This is a genomic window from Chondrinema litorale (genome assembly GCF_026250525.1).
GTDB classification, from domain to species: domain Bacteria; phylum Bacteroidota; class Bacteroidia; order Cytophagales; family Flammeovirgaceae; genus Chondrinema; species Chondrinema litorale.
In genome coordinates this window covers 2,564,240-2,580,929 of the sequence record NZ_CP111043.1, presented here as the reverse complement: position 1 = coordinate 2,580,929, position 16,690 = coordinate 2,564,240, and the positions used below count along the sequence as shown (strand labels likewise).

Below are 16,690 nucleotides of genomic sequence, written 5' to 3'. Positions count from 1 at the left end.
CTAATTAGAGATAAAACACTGCATAATATTAATCGATGAAGATTTCAATAGATTGGCTCAAAGATTTTATAGAGATAAATCACACTCCCGAAGAACTTGACCACATTTTAACCATGAGTGGTTTAGAGGTCGAAGGATTAGAAAAGTTTGAATCTGTTAAAGGTGGACTTAAAGGAGTTGTGGTTGGTGAAGTTCTAACTTGCGCCTCACACCCAAATGCCGAAAAATTAAGTGTAACTACTGTAGATGTTGGAGAAAGCCAAGCGCTTCCAATAGTTTGCGGAGCGCCTAATGTTGCTGCCGGACAAAAAGTACTTGTGGCAACTGTTGGTACTACTTTATTTTTTGCTGATGGTGAATCGCTTAAAATTAAGAAAGCAAAAATAAGAGGAGAAGTTTCTCAGGGAATGATCTGTGCAGAAGACGAACTTGGCATTGGTACTAGCCACGCTGGTATTATGGTGCTAGACACAGACTTACCAAACGGTACGCCAGCCGCAGATTATCTTGAGCTTAAAGAAGATAATGTGTTGGAAATAGGTCTTACACCAAACAGAGCTGATGCAGCCTCGCATTACGGTGTAGCCAGAGATTTAAAAGTACTTCTTGATAGCCCACTAAAGCAAGCAGGCAAAGAAGAACTGAACATTAGCAAAAAAGACCTTCCTATTGATGTAATCGTAGAAAATACAGAGGCTTGCCCAAGATACTCTGGTATTACTATTAATGGGATGGAGGTAAAACCTTCTCCACAGTGGTTACAAAACAGGTTAAGAGCCATAGGCCTTTCTCCTATAAATAATGTGGTAGATGCTACCAACTATATTTTACATGGTTACGGACAGCCACTTCATGCATTCGATGCTGCAAAAATTAAAGGAAATAAGGTAATAGTAAAAACCTTAGCAGAAGGCACTCCTTTTGTAACTTTAGATGAAAAAGAAAGAAAACTGGCTAGTACAGATTTAATGATCTGTAATGAAGAATCGCCAATGTGTATTGGTGGTGTTTTCGGTGGCTTAGAATCTGGCGTTACAGATGAAACAACCAGTATCTTCTTAGAAAGTGCTTATTTCGACCCGGGTTTTATTAGAAAAACATCTCAGTTCCATACCTTAAAAACGGATGCTTCTTTCAGGTTTGAAAGAGGAACTGACCCGAACATGACAGTAAAGGCATTATCAATTGCAGCAAATTTAATTACAGAACTTACTGGCGGTTATATTTCGTCTGATATTATTGATGTTTATCCAAATCCAATCTCAAACTTTGAAGTATTGGTGAAATACAAAAACATCAACAGGTTAATTGGAAAAGATATAGAGAAGAGTCAAGTAAAATCTATTCTTAAAGGACTTGAAATTGACATCTTAGAAGAGACAGACACCGAACTTAAAATTTCTGTGCCTCCTTACAGAGTAGATGTACAAAGAGAAGCTGATGTAATAGAGGAAATTTTAAGAATGTATGGTTACGAAAGTATAGAAGTTTCTGCAAATCTCAACTCAGACTTTCTAGCTAATACCCCTGAAAAAGATTTTGACTTATTTAAAAGTCGTATCTCTCAAATGCTTGCTGGTGCAGGTTTTCAAGAGATTATGACTAACTCACTTACTAATAGCAAATACACTGGTTACCTTGAATCACTTTCAGCAGATAATCATGTAACCATGCTAAATGCACTAAGCGAAGACTTAGATGTAATGAGGCAAACTATGTATTTCTCTGCTTTAGAAGTGGTATCTCATAATATCAACAGAAGACAAACAGATCTCAAATTATTTGAGTTTGGCAAAACTTATCTTAAAGTTGATGGAAAGTACAAAGAAAAGCCACTGCTTACTATTACAATGAGTGGTATGGATTACCCAGAAAGCTGGCAAGTAAAACAACAAGAGACTACTTTCCATAAAATTTCTGGCGTAGTAAAAAGAATACTCGATCGCTTTAACTTTACTAGTCCAAATGTTACTGAACTAGATGATGAAGCTTTTGGATTTGGCTTAAGCTTTCAGAATAATAATAAAACAATTGCTAAAGTTGGATTACTTAGCCCATGGTTAGCTAAAAAATTCGGTATTAGCCAAAAAGTATATTATGCTGAAATTGATTGGAACTATATTGTAAATAATTACAATCCATTTATTCAGTATAAAGAGATTCCTAAGTTCCCTGAGGTAAGAAGAGATTTATCTCTAGTAATGAGTAAGGCTACTTCTTTTAGTCAAATTGAACAAGTTGCGCTAAAAACTGAAAGAAAAATTCTTAAGAGTGTAAACGTGTTTGATATCTACGAAGGTGAAAATCTTGGTGAAGGCAAAAAGTCTTACTCTGTGAGTTTTATTCTGCACGATCTTCAAAAAACATTACAAGAAAAGCAGATTAATAAAACGATGGATAGATTGATGGATGCTTTTGAAAGAGAACTTGATATCGTAATTATAGGACGACAAAAATAATCTGATTCACATTAATAAATATTAAAATCTTAAATCATCAGGATTTTAAATTTACTCTATCATACTAAAAAGACCAGTAGTTAATCTTTCTGGTCTTTTTCTTTTATCATACTGTCTTGTTCTATAGAAGATGTTATTACTTCTACAATTTCATCTACAGTAATATCAGGGCTAAATCTTATTGGAGCTTTAAAAGTAACTTCTAAGCGTACACCTCTTTTTTTGTAAAAAATCCCTTTCTTATCAAATGCTCTTCTAAAGCCATTTATCACAATCGGAACCACGATCGGGTTATTCATTTTTACAAGATGGGCAGTTCCTCTTCTAATGGGAGCAAACGGGCTTGTGGTACCTTGTGGAAAACTAACTACCCAACCTTGCTCAAGTGCTTTTGTAATTTTATCAAATGCACTTCTATCCACACCTCTATCTACGTTTTTCCCTTTTGCTCTCCAAGATCTCCTAATAGTTACAGCGCCAGCATAACTTAATACTTTTGGTAGAATACCACTGTCTTTCATTGTTTCTTCAGCAGCTACATAATAGTTATTTACACGAGGTGCCAGCAGATAAAACGGATAATTAATTGTATTTTTAAATCGCCACTTTACACTACAAAATATATGGTAAAAGGCAATTACGTCTGCAAAATAGGTTTGGTGATTAGATAAGAACAACACATTGTTTTTAGGCAAAGCACTAAGATGCTCTGTCCCTTTAATTTTGATAGAATTTACTAATGTGAATCGCACATAAGTTAAGGCACCTACCACACCTATTATCACTCTTTTGATAAATATAATATTTCCAAAAGGGTCTTTTTTAAAAATTTTATCCAGAAATCCACTCAAAACATGTATAGTAAGATGTGCTATTTAATTAAAATAAGCTGCATTGCTTAATCTGTCTGCAAATTAAAACAATACAGCTTATTGTTTCCAATTAAACTAATTGATAATGTAAGTGTTAAGGAAATTTCTGATTTATAATGCTGCTTTATAAATTTTTAAGAAGTCTTCTTTAGTGGCTGGTTTCGGATTAGAAGGTAAACAAAAATCTTCAGAAGCTAATTGAGCTAACTTATCCACATCACTTTCTTGTACACCAATTTCTTTTAGTGTTAATGGCAAGCCGAAAGATTTATTCAGTTTAGCAATATAATCTGCCAGTTTATCTCCACTTTCTGCTTTTATTGCATAGGCCAACCTATCAAACTTCTCTTCGTTTCCTGCATAGTTATAAGCTAAACCATGAGGGAACATAATAGAAATGGCTGTTCCGTGGTGTGCATCTACTACAGGTCCAAGTGGGTGAGCTAAAGAATGGATTATACCCAAACCTTTTTGAAAAGCAACAGCTCCCATTAATGATGCAATTAGCATATTACTTCTTGCTTCTAAATTTGGTTCAAAAACTGCTTTTTCAAGGCTTTCACCAACTAGCCTAATAGCTTCCATGGCAATACCATCTGCCATAGGATGGAACCCTTTTGAAAGGAATGCCTCAAGGTTATGCGAAAGTGCATCCATACCAGTAGATGCTGTAATTTTTGCAGGCAATTCCATTGTAAGCAAAGGATCAGCAAATATTTGCTTAGCTATCAGTTTTGGAGAAAACAAAACTCTTTTTTTATGAGATTCATCTTCTGAGATTACAGTACTTCTGCCAACTTCACTCCCAGTTCCTGCATTTGTAGGCAAAGTAACAAAGTATGGTACTTCTTCTGTTACTAATTGCCAACCATCGAGTAAATCGTCGTAATCAAATAAATCTTTTTTATGGTTAATGCGCAAAGCTATTGCTCTTGCAACATCCATTGCCACACCACCTCCTATTCCAATTATACAATCACAATCTCCAGTCTCATAAGCATCACCACCTTTGTATACATCACTTTTTAAAGGATTTTTATTTACATCGGAGAAAACTACAGGTGCCAAACCACCTTTTTTTAACTCAGAAATAAATTTGTCAAAGAAAGGCAAACTGATTACTACTGGATCGCTTACTACTAAAGGAGTTTTTAAATTTAAAGCTAATAGATGTGGAGCTACTTCTGAAGAAACTCCAGCCCCAAATCTTACATTTGTTGGGAAACTGTATGAGTACGTTGAACTTGTGAATGACATAAGCATTTATTTGTTAGTAAAAACCTGCTAAAAATACATTGCAGTTACAAGTTTTATATCAATCGATCCATTTTTTTAAATAAATATTAATTCACTCCCCATTTATTTAAGAAACTTTCTGTAGAAACATTCCACACAATGTGTTTTGCATACTCACAAATATTGTGGAATTGCATTTCTATATATTAACAAATTCACCCTCTAAGAGACCACAAGGCACTTTTTGACTATTTTAAATTTATGGTACAAGATTTTTATTACATCTATAAAAATTAGAAGTCGAAACTAGAAATTAAGAAATAAACAATAAGTAGATATCATGAAAAAGTTAGCAATCATATTTATAGCATCAATTACTATTATCTCTTGTAAGGATAAAAAATTAGAACAAGAGGCTGAAATGCTAAGAGCTAAAAACCAAGAGTTAATGTCTCAGACTTACGAATCTGATTCACTGGTTGCAGACTATATGCAAACGCTTAACGAGATTAGCACAAACTTAAATGAAATTAGAAGCAGAGAGTCTAGCATAGAGCTTAACTCTGAGTCTGGAGATAGAAATGTTCGAGAAAGAATCACTGGTGACATTCAAATAATCAATGATTTGATGGAGCAGAACAAAGAAAAAATCGCTGAACTTGATAAAAAATTAAAAGGTTCTTGGTATCAAAACTCTAAACTTAAAAAGTCTTTAGAAGAGCTTAAAGAAGAGTATATGGTGCAAATCAATGAGAAAGATTCTCAAATTGTATATTTAAAAGATAACCTTGAGCAGTTAAACTTTACAGTTGAAGAACTGAATACTAACATTACTAGCTTAACTGCTGCAAATGTACAAAAAGACTCTATTCTTACTGAGAAAACAGGCATTATTGATAACCAAACTCAAAAGTTAAATACTGCTTACTATGCATTTGGTACAGTAAAACAACTTGTAGAAGAGAATGTATTAGCTAAAGAAGGTGGATTTTTAGGCCTTGGTAAATCTATGGAATTTACTGGTAACTATAATCCAAATGCCTTTAACGAAGTAGATATTACTCAAATTACCAGCTTTGAAATAGCAGGTAAAAAACCAGAACTAATTACAAGTCACCCTAACGACTCGTATAAATTCGAAGAAAGTAATGAAGTATCTAACTTGATTATTACTAATCCGGAAAAATTCTGGAATTCATCTAAATATCTGGTTGTAGCGGTAAATTAATTTTTTCAGCTAAAAAAAGAAGACAAGTAACAACCAGAATAAGGGGTTTGCTTTTAGCAAAACCCCTTTTTTTATTTATTTAATCTTGGTAATTAATGCTTACTGGATGTGCCTCATAATTTGCATCTGCCGAAGAGAAAAGTTGAGTGGCTTTAAACATTGGTGGGCTATCTGAATCTTTGGGTTTGTCTAGATAAATACCACAACCTAGAAATTTATAATTGCCATTTAATAAGTTTTTTCTGTGAGGCGGAGAATTCATCCATTGCTTTACAACAGCTTTAGCTGCCTTTAAATATGTCATAGGTTTTATTGGTGCCCCTTTATACTCTAAACTAAAATAGCCACCGTTTTGCGAGGGAGGATAATAAGCCTCATTCTCTTTCATGTCGAGCACATAAGATAAGGCGATATTTTCAGCAGCATAAATATTTGTAAGACCAACTAATTCTAAACGGTCGTTCATTGTTTTTTTCCCCTTCACCTTACTCACATGGTTTACAAAGTTTTTTCTTACCATGTCTATAGAATGCTCATAAGAAGCTTTCTCTAAAGCCACTGAATGTTTAAAAACTGGCAATGCTTCATTAAATCGCTGGCGATTACTTTCATAAAATACAGCCGCATTTAATAAGGCATAATCGATTTTTTCTATATCTATCGCTTCATTTACTTTTTTAAGCTTAGCAAAGCTCTTGTAATCGTATTTGGAATAATCGCTGTGTTTCCAGTTTTGAGCCGTTGTTTTTGTGCAAAATGCAAACAACAAGGCCGTAAATACCAACAAATACTTCATTCTCAACAGATTTTGATTAATAGCTATAATTAAAATAAATAATTATTCTGAATGCTGTTTTCTTTAACGCCAAAAAAGTATCGATATCTGATTATTATCGATAGAATTATGAAACTTTAAAGGTTATAAGCTGATATCTTGCTTTTAAATGATGGTATTGATTTTAGAAATAGATTTCTTGAGCAAGCCTATAAGTATTTGCATGTGCTTCTACAATATGAGCTATTTTTTCAGAATAGCCACCACCCATACTAATAGTTAAAGGAATATTATGCTTTTTACAAAGCTCTAAAACTACTCTGTCTCTTTCTTTACAGCCAGAAATTGTCATACCCAATTTGCCTAATTTATCTGTTGCCAAAACATCAACTCCGGATTGAAACATAATAAACTCAGGTTCTTGTTCATCAATCAACTTTGGTAATGTGTTGCTAAGGATTTTGAGATAACTATCATCACCTGTTCCATTTGGCAAGGGAATATCAAGGTCAGACGTTTCTTTAAACATTGGATAGTTGGCTGCTCCATGCATACTAAAGGTGAAAACCCTTGGCTCATTTTCAAAAATTTTAGCAGTCCCATTTCCTTGGTGTACATCCAGATCTACTACCAAAATCTTTCTCAATCCTTTAAATTCTAGCAAATAGTTAGAAGCCATTGCTATATCATTTAACAAACAAAAGCCTTCTCCTCTATCTGCATAAGCATGATGTGTACCACCGGCAATATTCATTGAAACACCGTATTTTAAAGCATAGTTTGCACAATCTATCGTACCTTGATTGATTACTATTTCACGTTCAACTAGCTTCTTTGAGAGTGGAAAACCTGTTTTTCGTTCTTCTTTTCTAGTTAATTCCAGATTTTTGAGTTTATCCCAATAACTTTTTAAGTGCGTTCTTAGAATTATCTCTTCTTTTGCTGCTTCAGGTTCAAAAAAATTACTAGCACTCACTGTTCCTTCATATAAAAGTTGCTCAGGAATTAGCTCGTATTTTATCATTGGAAACCGATGGCCTTCAGGTAAGGTATGCTTATATATTGGAGAATAGGCAATTTTTAACATCAAGTACTGCGCTTAATTTTCACAAAGTAAAAAATTCTTCTTTGCTAATTAAATGAAAAAGTAAAATGTTTCATTTTGATGATATTGATATTCAAAAACTTCAATTTCATCAGCTATTTCCGATTCATTTAAGGCGCTTCTATACTAATGTTATGTTTAAAAATCTTTATTTAAAGTTTATCGAAATTAAAGGAATAAAGTGTACATATTGGCTATATTTGCGGCTTCTGATCAATAATTTTTAACACTTTAAATTCCAATGGCTCTCAGACTATCAAGCAAACTGGAAAGAGCACTTACCTGGAAGATCAAGTATATTTCTGAAAGAAATTTTCTATTGATCATTAGCGGTATTGTAGGCATAATTTCGGGGTTGGCAGCAGTTATTCTTAAAGAAACTGTTCATTTTATTCATCATCTGCTCACTTCACAAGAGTTTTCTGAAAACTACTTGCAGATTTTTTATCCTTTAATAGGCCTTGTTTTTACTGTATTACTTGCCAAAGTACTCTATAGCGAAAAACAACTCGGACATGCTATTACCGATATTTTATATTCTATTTCCCGTAAGTCTAGCATTATGGGGAAAAGCAAAATGTATTCTAGGCTAATTACCAGTGCTTTTACTGTTGGTTTTGGTGGTTCTGCCGGACTTGAGTCTCCCATCGTTTTAACTGGTTCTGCAATTGGTTCTAACATAGCCAGAATTGTAAACCTCAATTATAAGCTTCGCACATTAATGATTGGCTGTGGTACTGCGGGTGTTATATCAGCCATTTTTAATGCTCCAATTGCGGGGCTCATTTTTAGCATGGAGGTAATTCTTATTGAAGTAACTGTAGCTAACTTTATTCCTTTACTTGTTGCTTCTGTGAGTGCTACACTTGTATCTATTGTATTACTTGGTGAAGATGTACTCTTTTCTTTTAAACTAGTAGATACATTTAATGCCTTTGACACACCTCTCTATATAGCTTTGGGCATTATCTGTGGTTTCACTTCTGTGTATTTCTTATCCGTTCTTCACAAAATTGAAGAGAGTTTTAAGAAAATTAAAAATGACTATAAAACTGTATTTGTTGGTGGTACTATTCTTTCTATTTTAATATTTTTGGTACCAGCAGTTTACGGTGAAGGATATGCAATTATAAAAGCATTGTTAAATAATGACCACGAATCAATAGTAGAAAGAAGCATTTTTATTAATGTGAATGAAATCAACGACTGGATATTATTTGCTTATTTAGTTGCTGTAATTTTTATTAAAGCCATTGCATCTTCGGTAACAATTGGTTGTGGTGGTAGTGGTGGTACTTTTGCCCCTTCTTTATTTTTGGGTGGCGTAACGGGTTATGCCTTTGCCAAACTCATTAACCTCTCAGAACTAGCATATATCTCCGAAAGTAATTTTGCTCTAGTAGGAATGTGCGGTGTCTTGTGTGGTGTTCAGTATGCTCCTTTAACAGCTATATTCCTTATTGCTGAACTTACTGGCGGTTACATACTCTTTATTCCACTTATGATTGTTTCTGCCATCTCATTCAGTACAGTTTCCTATTTCTATCCTCACTCAATCTATATAACTGAATTACACCACAGAGGAGAATATGCTGCTGATGACCACGACAAAAAGATTTTGAGCAACCTCAAGATTACTCATCTAATTGAAAAAGACTTTAAGAAAATTCACAAAAATGCCTTATTGGCAGATTTAATTAAGGTTATTAGTGTAAGTAAGCGAAATATTTTTCCGGTAATTGACAATGAAGATAAGCTAACTGGAATAGTTACTTTGGATGATGTGAGGGAAATAATGTTTGATTCCACGAAACAGGAGAAAACCAAAATCTCGGCCATTATGTCTGTTCCTCCTGCTTTTATTGAGTACAATGAGAATATGGAATCTGTAATGCACAAATTTGAAACCTCTCAGGCATGGAACTTACCTGTGATTAAAGACGGTAAGTATGTGGGATTCCTCTCTAAATCAAGGATGTTTTCGGTGTACAGGAAACAACTGATTGATCAGAAAAAGTAGTTTGTTTCTGAATTAACCAATTTCTTGCGTCAATAAAACTATCTATTCGCTTAACAGACTTCAACTTCTCTTTAATTTGCTCGTCTAATTCGTTGTTTAGCGTATTATATATCATTTGTGAAAAAATTTCATCAGGGCAAACAACTATAATAGCCTTTAGTGCAATCCCTTCTGAAACTTCAACATTTTTCAAGTAATTTTTACCTTCCTCTAAGTCAATTCTAAATACAGATTTTGACAAATTTAGGCAGATAGTTTCTGGTTGATAAATCTTATTGTACCATGAAAAATTTTCAATTAACTTTCCCAGCAAAGAAGAAGTTAATATTCCACTAAATTCTGAATACAGAATATTTTCATTAAAGGAATAGGAAAAGCTTAGGTTAGGTTCTTCTGAAGTTATTTCTAACATTAGTTATAGGATTTTATTAAGATATTGATTGGATTTTTTTTATTTCTTATACCAATTAGCGTTCCAAATCACAAATATTTATGAATAAAAAAAACAGAGTTTTAAGCGAAGGTTTATCAGAGTATATAGACACACATACATCTGAGCTTCCTCCATACATGGATGAGCTTGTTAGAGAAACATACCTACACGTATTAATGCCTCACATGATCTCAGGCAAAGTGCAAGGAGTAGCTCTAAAAATGTTAAGCAGCTTACTAAGACCAAAAAAAATTCTGGAAATAGGAACTTTTACAGGTTATTCTAGCATTTGCCTTGCACAAGGTTTGCAATCAGACGGACAACTTTTTACCATAGATGTAAATGAGGAGTTGGAAGAAATTATCGAAAAGTATGTATCAAAAGCAGGCTTAAGCGATAAAATAACTTTTTTAACTGGTGATGCTTTAGAGATAATTCCCAAGTTGGCGCATGTATTTGACTTTGTCTTTATTGATGCAGATAAAAAAAGCTATGCAGATTATTATCAGTTGGTATTACCTAAACTTTCTGATGAAGGAGTAATATTAGTTGATAATGTTTTGTGGGATGGAAAAGTAGCAGATTTTGAAAACTGCAATGATAAAAAGACCAAAATAATGAGAGAATTTAATAAAATGGTGCAAGATGATCCGAATGTGGAAAATACGATTTTACCAATAAGAGATGGAATGATGATGATCAGGAAGAAAAAATCTTAAAATAATTCCATTTTCACATTCGTTTAGATATTAATGTCAAACTATTATTTCACTAGTTTTTTTTGTTCAAATTATTTATTATCAAAATTTTATATCACGAAACAACCTATTTAACAGAAATATACTCTTAGTGTAAACAACCTATGATATTATTTTTGTTATATTTGTATAGTATATACCATATGTTTTTAGCAATGAAACTTTTCAGATCTATTTTTTTATTTGTGTTTTTCCTTCCTGTAACAGCATTGTTTGCTACAGAAGATTTTCATTTTGATATAAAAAATGATAAAAGGGTTGATTATCCTCGAATCACTAACAAAGAAATGGTTGTATATCAAGGTGATACAATTGTAAAGGTTACGGCTAATGGCCTGCCTGCAATTATTGCAAGGGAAGATCAAAATGTGGACAAGCTCCTTGCTGCTGTTAACCTTAATAAAGCTAGGTTTGCTGCTTACAACGATTTCTCTCCTGTTTTACTAGACGATCTGATTTCAGGTGCTGTATATTACTTAAAACCGAAGAAAAACTCTGCTGATGTAGCATTCCATATAACAGGACCAAAAGAAACTATCTGGGATGTTTCGCAAATGTATGGGATCAAAAAAGACAAATTGCTTAAGAAAAACAGAATGAGCCCAACAGAAGATTTGAAACCGGGTAGAAAACTGTTTCTTCAATCTAAAAGATCAAAAAAACAACCAATAGAAGTTATCGAGCTTCCAGAAGATACGCCTAATGAAGGCCCTTGGGAGAAATTTATCGATAAGAAAGACAAAAAAGAAACAAAAACTATTGCTGACAGCAATAATAAAAATACAAACAAAGAAAGTGATCTTGTACCTACTGTAAATCCTGATGCAAAATTTCACACAGTAAGAGATGGTGAAACAATATTTTCAATTGCTAAAACTTACAAGGTTACTCCACTCGAAATAAAAAAATGGAATAACTTAGATAATATCAACTTAAAGAAAGGAGACATTATTCAGGTTAAAGCAACATCTAGTATTGCAAATAACAATAATGTAGATACTACTAACCCATTGTTACCGTCGAATCAAAACGCGACAAATAACAGTAATAATGATGCTATCTTGCTACCTTCTGTAAATAGTAATAACACGAACAATACTGCTACAAATAATAATTATAACAACCCTGCAGTAAGTAACAACACAAATAATTATAACTCTCAGGCTGGAAATTATAATTACTCAAATAATACAACAAATAACAATACAAGCTCTGTTAATAACACAGCAAGCATGCCTACTAACAAAATGCACCTTGTAGAAAGAGGTGAGGGAGTTTATAGCATTGCTCGTAAATATAATATTTCTCCTAAAGATTTAATGAAGTGGAATGGATTAAACAACAAGTCTTTACTTGATGTTGGAGATCAGTTATATCTTGCTCCAGGAATGGCTCCACCAGTTAAACACGTAGTTAAAAAAGGAGAAACTCTTTACAGAATTTCCAAGGAATACGATACTGATGTAAGTGATTTAATGTCTTGGAACCAACTAAGTAGTACTGATATTCAAGCTGGTCAAACTTTATTTGTAAGTCAGCCTAGCATTTCAACTAATTCTTCTGATGTAAATACAACTGGTTGGCAACAAACTAATACCAGTAATTACAACAATGTTGCTGGGAATACAAATACTCAAAACAATCAAGTATATTCTTCTACTCAGAACAGTTTAGGTAACTTTAATCAGGTTGCTGGTACTACTCAGAATAACCTAAACACAACTACTAATAGTAATACAAATTACAACCAACCTGCTGTAAGTAATGAAACTACGACTACTACAGCTGCAGGTTATCATACAGTAGGTGCTAATGAAAACATTTATGAGATAGCAGCAAAATATAAGGTTAAAGTAGATGATTTGAGAACTTGGAATAATCTTCAGGTAGGAACAAATATTAAAGCAGGTGATAAAATTATTGTAGATCCAAACGCTGTAAGTGCAACAAATAACAATACTGTAAATCAACCTGCGACTAACTCAAACAGCCTTTTACCTGCAACTGAAAATAATAACAGTACAAACTTTTTACAACCTGCAGTAGAGTCTGGTAACACTACCAATACACAAACTGCTGAAAATGCTGTTTACCATGTTGTTCAAAAGAATGATAATCTTTTCAGTATTGCCAGAATGTATGGTGTGCAAGTTTCTCAAATTAAATCTTTAAGTAACAAAACGAATAACGAAGTTGCTGTAGGAGAGAAACTAAGAGTTAAATAATGAGCTAAAATTTTATAATATATAAAAAAAGCCTTCTTGAAAATCTTCAAGAAGGCTTTTTTTTATTTAATCCCCCTAATACTATCTGAGAGAAGTTTATAAATTTCTAGCTTTTCAGAATTATCTCTTAACAGCTTTGTATGTGCCTCTATTGTTTTTAAATCGTTTCTTGCTGCTGGACCAGTTTGCGCATTTTCAGGGCCAATTTCAAAGGCTTTTACTACAGTTTCATTTACCAAATTAGAAAGTATTTGAAATGGAATTTCTTCTTGTGCAAGTATATCTTTACTTAAAACAAAGAGTCTATTTGAGAAATTACAAGCAAACACTGCTGCTAAATGTAAAAACTTTCTTTTTTCTGAAGATATCAAATGCACTTCATTACTAAGAAACTTTGCCAAATTTGAAGCCTTTGTCAAACTACTTTCGTCTGAAGCTTCTAAACATATTGGAATTTTTTTAAAATCTACTTCTTTACCAAAACTGAAAGTTTGCAAAGGGTAAAACACACCATTTTTTTTACTTGCATCTTTTAAAACGGATAATGGTAAAGTGCCAGAAGTATGCAAAAGCAACGTATTTTCAGGGAAATGGAAATCTTTTAAGATAATAGGAACTACATCATCTGGTAGAGCTATAAAAAATATATTTGATGTAGAATTTGTGAAATCCTTATCGGTTGTGGTATTTCCTTGCTTTATACTCTGAACTAATTTATTTGCAGAAGCTTCACTCCTACTATAAACCTTATTAATTCTTAGTCCTTCACTTGTTATAGCATGAGCTAAATGCCATGCTAATTTGCCTGCCCCTATAATGGAGATATTGTACCAGCTTTTTTCCATTTTTCCCACTTAAATGTTTTAAGTAATTAATTTAAAGCAATAAAGGCATTATTTAAGCCTATTTAGCATATTATGTTAATGAGTGAAGTGTCAAAATTGTACTTTTTACATTTAATTTTTACTTTTATCGCTATTATTCAAGAATTAGAATTCTAAATACCTTTAATTAACTTCCAAGTTTTTTTATTAATTTTTTTTTAACGCTCTTATGGCTGTAAGATCAGGGTTTACAAGTAAATTCGGCTTTGTTGCCGCGGCGGCAGGTTCAGCGGTTGGTTTGGGAAATATCTGGAAATTCCCGTTTGAAGTAGGTGAGAATGGCGGAGCTGCTTTCGTTTTAATTTATCTCGCATTTTGTTTTTTGCTTTGCTTTCCGGTAATGGTAACGGAAATAGCAATAGGTAGAAAAACCCAATTAAATCCTGTTGGTGCATATAAAGCATTAGGATTTAAAAAATGGTCTTTACTCGGACTACAAGGAATTATAAGTGGAGTACTTATACTTTCTTTTTACAATGTTGTTGCCGGTTGGGCTTTTGGGTACTTTCTCGAAATGGTATCTGGAAACTTTGCTATAGGTAGTCAATTTGGTGAGTTTATTAATGATATTTTTAGAGTTGGCTTATATGGTCTCATATTTATGGGAGCAACTGCATTTATTGTTTCCAAAGGAGTTTCTGGAGGAATTGAAAAAGCAGCCAAAATATTAATGCCTACACTTATTGTTATTATGCTGTTATTGGTATTGTATTCATTTACATTGCCAAATGCACTAAAAGGTGTAGAATTTTATTTATTACCTGATTTCAGTAAAATTTCTTTCCCTGTAGTTTACAGTGCATTAGGACAAGCATTCTTCTCTCTATCACTAGGTATGGGTGCTTTAATTACCTATGGTAGTTATGTTGGCAAAAATGACAATATAATTTCTTCTGCAGTTTTAATTACTCTTGCTGATGTTGGTATTGCATTTATTGCAGGTTTAATGATGTTTCCATTAGTATTCTCTCAAGGTCTTTCTACAGATGGAGGCCCTGGGTTAATCTTCGTTACTCTACCTGGTGTATTTGAAACCCTAGGTCCAACATTAGGAATAGTAATCGGTTCACTCTTTTTCCTTTTATTATCATTTGCTGCATTAACTTCTACTGTTTCATTACTAGAAGTTCCTGTTGCATATATTGTAGACGAACATGGAATAAGAAGAAACAATGCAGTTTGGTTAGTAGCTGCTGTAATATTTATTGTTGGTATTCCTTCATTACTCTCAAATGGATATTCTGATTTATTTACCAACTTTATTACCTACATTGGAGCTGATAGTCCAACAAGTTTTATGAGTTTAGTAGAGCATGTTGCAAACGATAGCTTCTTACCTCTTGGCGGTTGTTTAATTTCGTTTTTTGCTGCTTACATCTGGAAAAAAGAAAACTTGGTTGCAGAAGTTTCTAAGGGAAATCCAAACTTTAAGAACTCTATTGTAGGTAAATATATAGACTTTGCAATTTCGTATTTATGCCCAATTGTTCTAGGAATTCTATTTATCTTAACAGTTTTATCTAGATTTTTTGGCATTAACATTATCGGATAAATGATAAAATATAGCATACAAAAAAAGCCAGCACTGCTGGCTTTTTTGCTTTAGTTTATATTTACCATTAAACTAACTAAACTCAGTTCAATATTTATTTTAATGTACTACTGCTGAGTTTTGGTATAAATTCCATTGAGTAATCAAGTAATAGGCGATTTCTTTCGCAATCATAAATCATCATACTCTTCTTTACACTATTTACAGCCCTCTCATAATGCCTGTTATTAAATTGCTTAACAGCTATATTGTAGTACTGTAAACTAGCTAGTTGTAACAAGTTAATCTTTTTATCAAGATTAAGTGAAGCTAAAAAATCATCTTCACCTTTAATATTATCTGCTCTATAGTTAGCAATCCTTTTCTCTATATATTTTTTCTCCCAAACAAATCCGTAATATGGATCTGTAGGCTCAATTAATACATCTTTATTTTCTAAGTTTACTACCAAATAGATATGGTAATTAGTCTCTTTTATGCTATAGTTATAACCAAGCTTTTCTAATAAATAAGCATACAATAGTGTACTGGTTAAGCAATCGTATGTTCCTGTTGTAACTATCTCTGAAAAATCACTCAATTTTTCATAATTTTTTAAATAATTAGAAGCTACTGTTTTATTTAACTTTCTTAATGTTCTCATTGAGTTAGCCTCCTTTTCTACTCTCTTTACTAATGGTTTAATTAATTCCATTAATTGTTCCTCAATCATCATTTTGGATGCTGCATCAAAATCTACATTACTAGCTAACATAAAACCTAATGTATCAGTCAACTTTCCGTTTTTCAACTCTTTAAAAATTCTCTCCTCATAATTACTATGGTACAGAATTAAATCTTGCGAATAAGCAAACTGCACATTTATTAGTAAAATAATATTTATTAGTGCTATTATACCGTTTTTGTACATGACACAAGGAGTTTTAGTGATTCAGAGATTAGTGACATGCTTCTTGCCTTAATAAAAGAACAAGATGCTATCTATTTATATAAAGTTAATAATTATGTAACATAAAATTAACATTGAAATCCATTTTTTATTTCTGAATTTTAGTAAACAAAACCAAAATCACATTTATTGATTAAATAGCAGGAATGATTAGGCACAAAATATTGTATCTTTATATAAGCATTGGTAGCTCA

General features: G+C 32.8%; 13 protein-coding genes. 6 read left to right on the top strand and 7 right to left on the bottom strand.

Going from position 1 to position 16,690, the window contains the following annotated elements; all coding sequences use genetic code 11:
- Window positions 1-35: 35 nt before the first annotated feature.
- Window positions 36-2,459, top strand: a complete 2,424-nt coding sequence (gene pheT, locus OQ292_RS10700) for a phenylalanine--tRNA ligase subunit beta (protein WP_284682120.1) — start codon at window positions 36-38, stop codon at window positions 2,457-2,459.
- 80 nt (window positions 2,460-2,539) lie between these two features.
- On the opposite strand, the gene OQ292_RS10695 is transcribed toward pheT, so the two are convergent.
- Together OQ292_RS10695 and OQ292_RS10690 are read right to left on the bottom strand one after the other, a co-directional pair.
- Entirely contained in the window at window positions 2,540-3,310 is a 771-nt protein-coding gene (locus tag OQ292_RS10695; RefSeq protein ID WP_284682119.1) for a lysophospholipid acyltransferase family protein, read from the bottom strand.
- 132 nt (window positions 3,311-3,442) lie between these two features.
- Window positions 3,443-4,588: an iron-containing alcohol dehydrogenase gene (locus OQ292_RS10690; RefSeq protein WP_284682118.1), complete on the bottom strand. Its 1,146-nt coding sequence runs from the start codon at window positions 4,586-4,588 to the stop codon at window positions 3,443-3,445.
- 319 nt (window positions 4,589-4,907) lie between these two features.
- Between OQ292_RS10690 and OQ292_RS10685 the strand changes: the two genes are divergently transcribed.
- Entirely contained in the window at window positions 4,908-5,795 is an 888-nt protein-coding gene (locus tag OQ292_RS10685) for a Cbp1 family collagen-binding glycoprotein adhesin (protein WP_284682117.1), read from the top strand.
- Between the two features lie 79 nt (window positions 5,796-5,874).
- Here OQ292_RS10685 and OQ292_RS10680 read toward each other — a convergent pair whose 3' ends face one another.
- Together OQ292_RS10680 and OQ292_RS10675 are read right to left on the bottom strand one after the other, a co-directional pair.
- On the bottom strand, window positions 5,875-6,591 hold the full coding sequence (locus OQ292_RS10680; RefSeq protein WP_284682116.1) for a CAP domain-containing protein: 717 nt from the start codon (window positions 6,589-6,591) through the stop codon (window positions 5,875-5,877).
- A gap of 163 nt (window positions 6,592-6,754) precedes the next feature.
- Window positions 6,755-7,657 carry a histone deacetylase family protein gene (locus OQ292_RS10675; protein ID WP_284682115.1) on the bottom strand — a complete coding sequence of 301 codons (903 nt, stop codon included), beginning with the start codon at window positions 7,655-7,657 and terminating at the stop codon, window positions 6,755-6,757.
- A 259-nt stretch (window positions 7,658-7,916) separates the two neighbouring features.
- On the opposite strand from OQ292_RS10675, the gene OQ292_RS10670 reads away from it, so the two are divergent.
- Window positions 7,917-9,695: a chloride channel protein gene (locus OQ292_RS10670; protein WP_284682114.1), complete on the top strand. Its 1,779-nt coding sequence runs from the start codon at window positions 7,917-7,919 to the stop codon at window positions 9,693-9,695.
- Here the strand turns inward: OQ292_RS10670 and OQ292_RS10665 are convergent.
- Complete coding sequence (locus OQ292_RS10665; protein ID WP_284682113.1) at window positions 9,640-10,107, bottom strand: hypothetical protein; 468 nt, start codon at window positions 10,105-10,107, stop codon at window positions 9,640-9,642. The genes OQ292_RS10670 and OQ292_RS10665 overlap by 56 nt on opposite strands.
- Before the next feature lie 80 nt (window positions 10,108-10,187).
- Here OQ292_RS10665 and OQ292_RS10660 point away from each other — a divergent pair, with 80 nt between their 5' ends.
- On the top strand, window positions 10,188-10,847 hold the full coding sequence (locus OQ292_RS10660; protein ID WP_284682112.1) for an O-methyltransferase: 660 nt from the start codon (window positions 10,188-10,190) through the stop codon (window positions 10,845-10,847).
- Between the two features lie 194 nt (window positions 10,848-11,041).
- Window positions 11,042-13,111 carry a muramidase family protein gene (locus OQ292_RS10655; protein WP_284682111.1) on the top strand — a complete coding sequence of 690 codons (2,070 nt, stop codon included), beginning with the start codon at window positions 11,042-11,044 and terminating at the stop codon, window positions 13,109-13,111.
- Between the two features lie 62 nt (window positions 13,112-13,173).
- On the opposite strand, the gene OQ292_RS10650 is transcribed toward OQ292_RS10655, so the two are convergent.
- Window positions 13,174-13,956 (bottom strand): Rossmann-like and DUF2520 domain-containing protein, encoded by a 783-nt coding sequence (locus tag OQ292_RS10650; RefSeq protein WP_284682110.1) that lies wholly within the window; start codon window positions 13,954-13,956, stop codon window positions 13,174-13,176.
- A gap of 208 nt (window positions 13,957-14,164) precedes the next feature.
- Between OQ292_RS10650 and OQ292_RS10645 the strand changes: the two genes are divergently transcribed.
- Window positions 14,165-15,547: a sodium-dependent transporter gene (locus tag OQ292_RS10645; protein ID WP_284682109.1), complete on the top strand. Its 1,383-nt coding sequence runs from the start codon at window positions 14,165-14,167 to the stop codon at window positions 15,545-15,547.
- A gap of 94 nt (window positions 15,548-15,641) precedes the next feature.
- Here the strand turns inward: OQ292_RS10645 and OQ292_RS10640 are convergent, their stop codons facing one another.
- Window positions 15,642-16,457: a hypothetical protein gene (locus OQ292_RS10640; protein ID WP_284682108.1), complete on the bottom strand. Its 816-nt coding sequence runs from the start codon at window positions 16,455-16,457 to the stop codon at window positions 15,642-15,644.
- Window positions 16,458-16,690 lie beyond the last annotated feature (233 nt).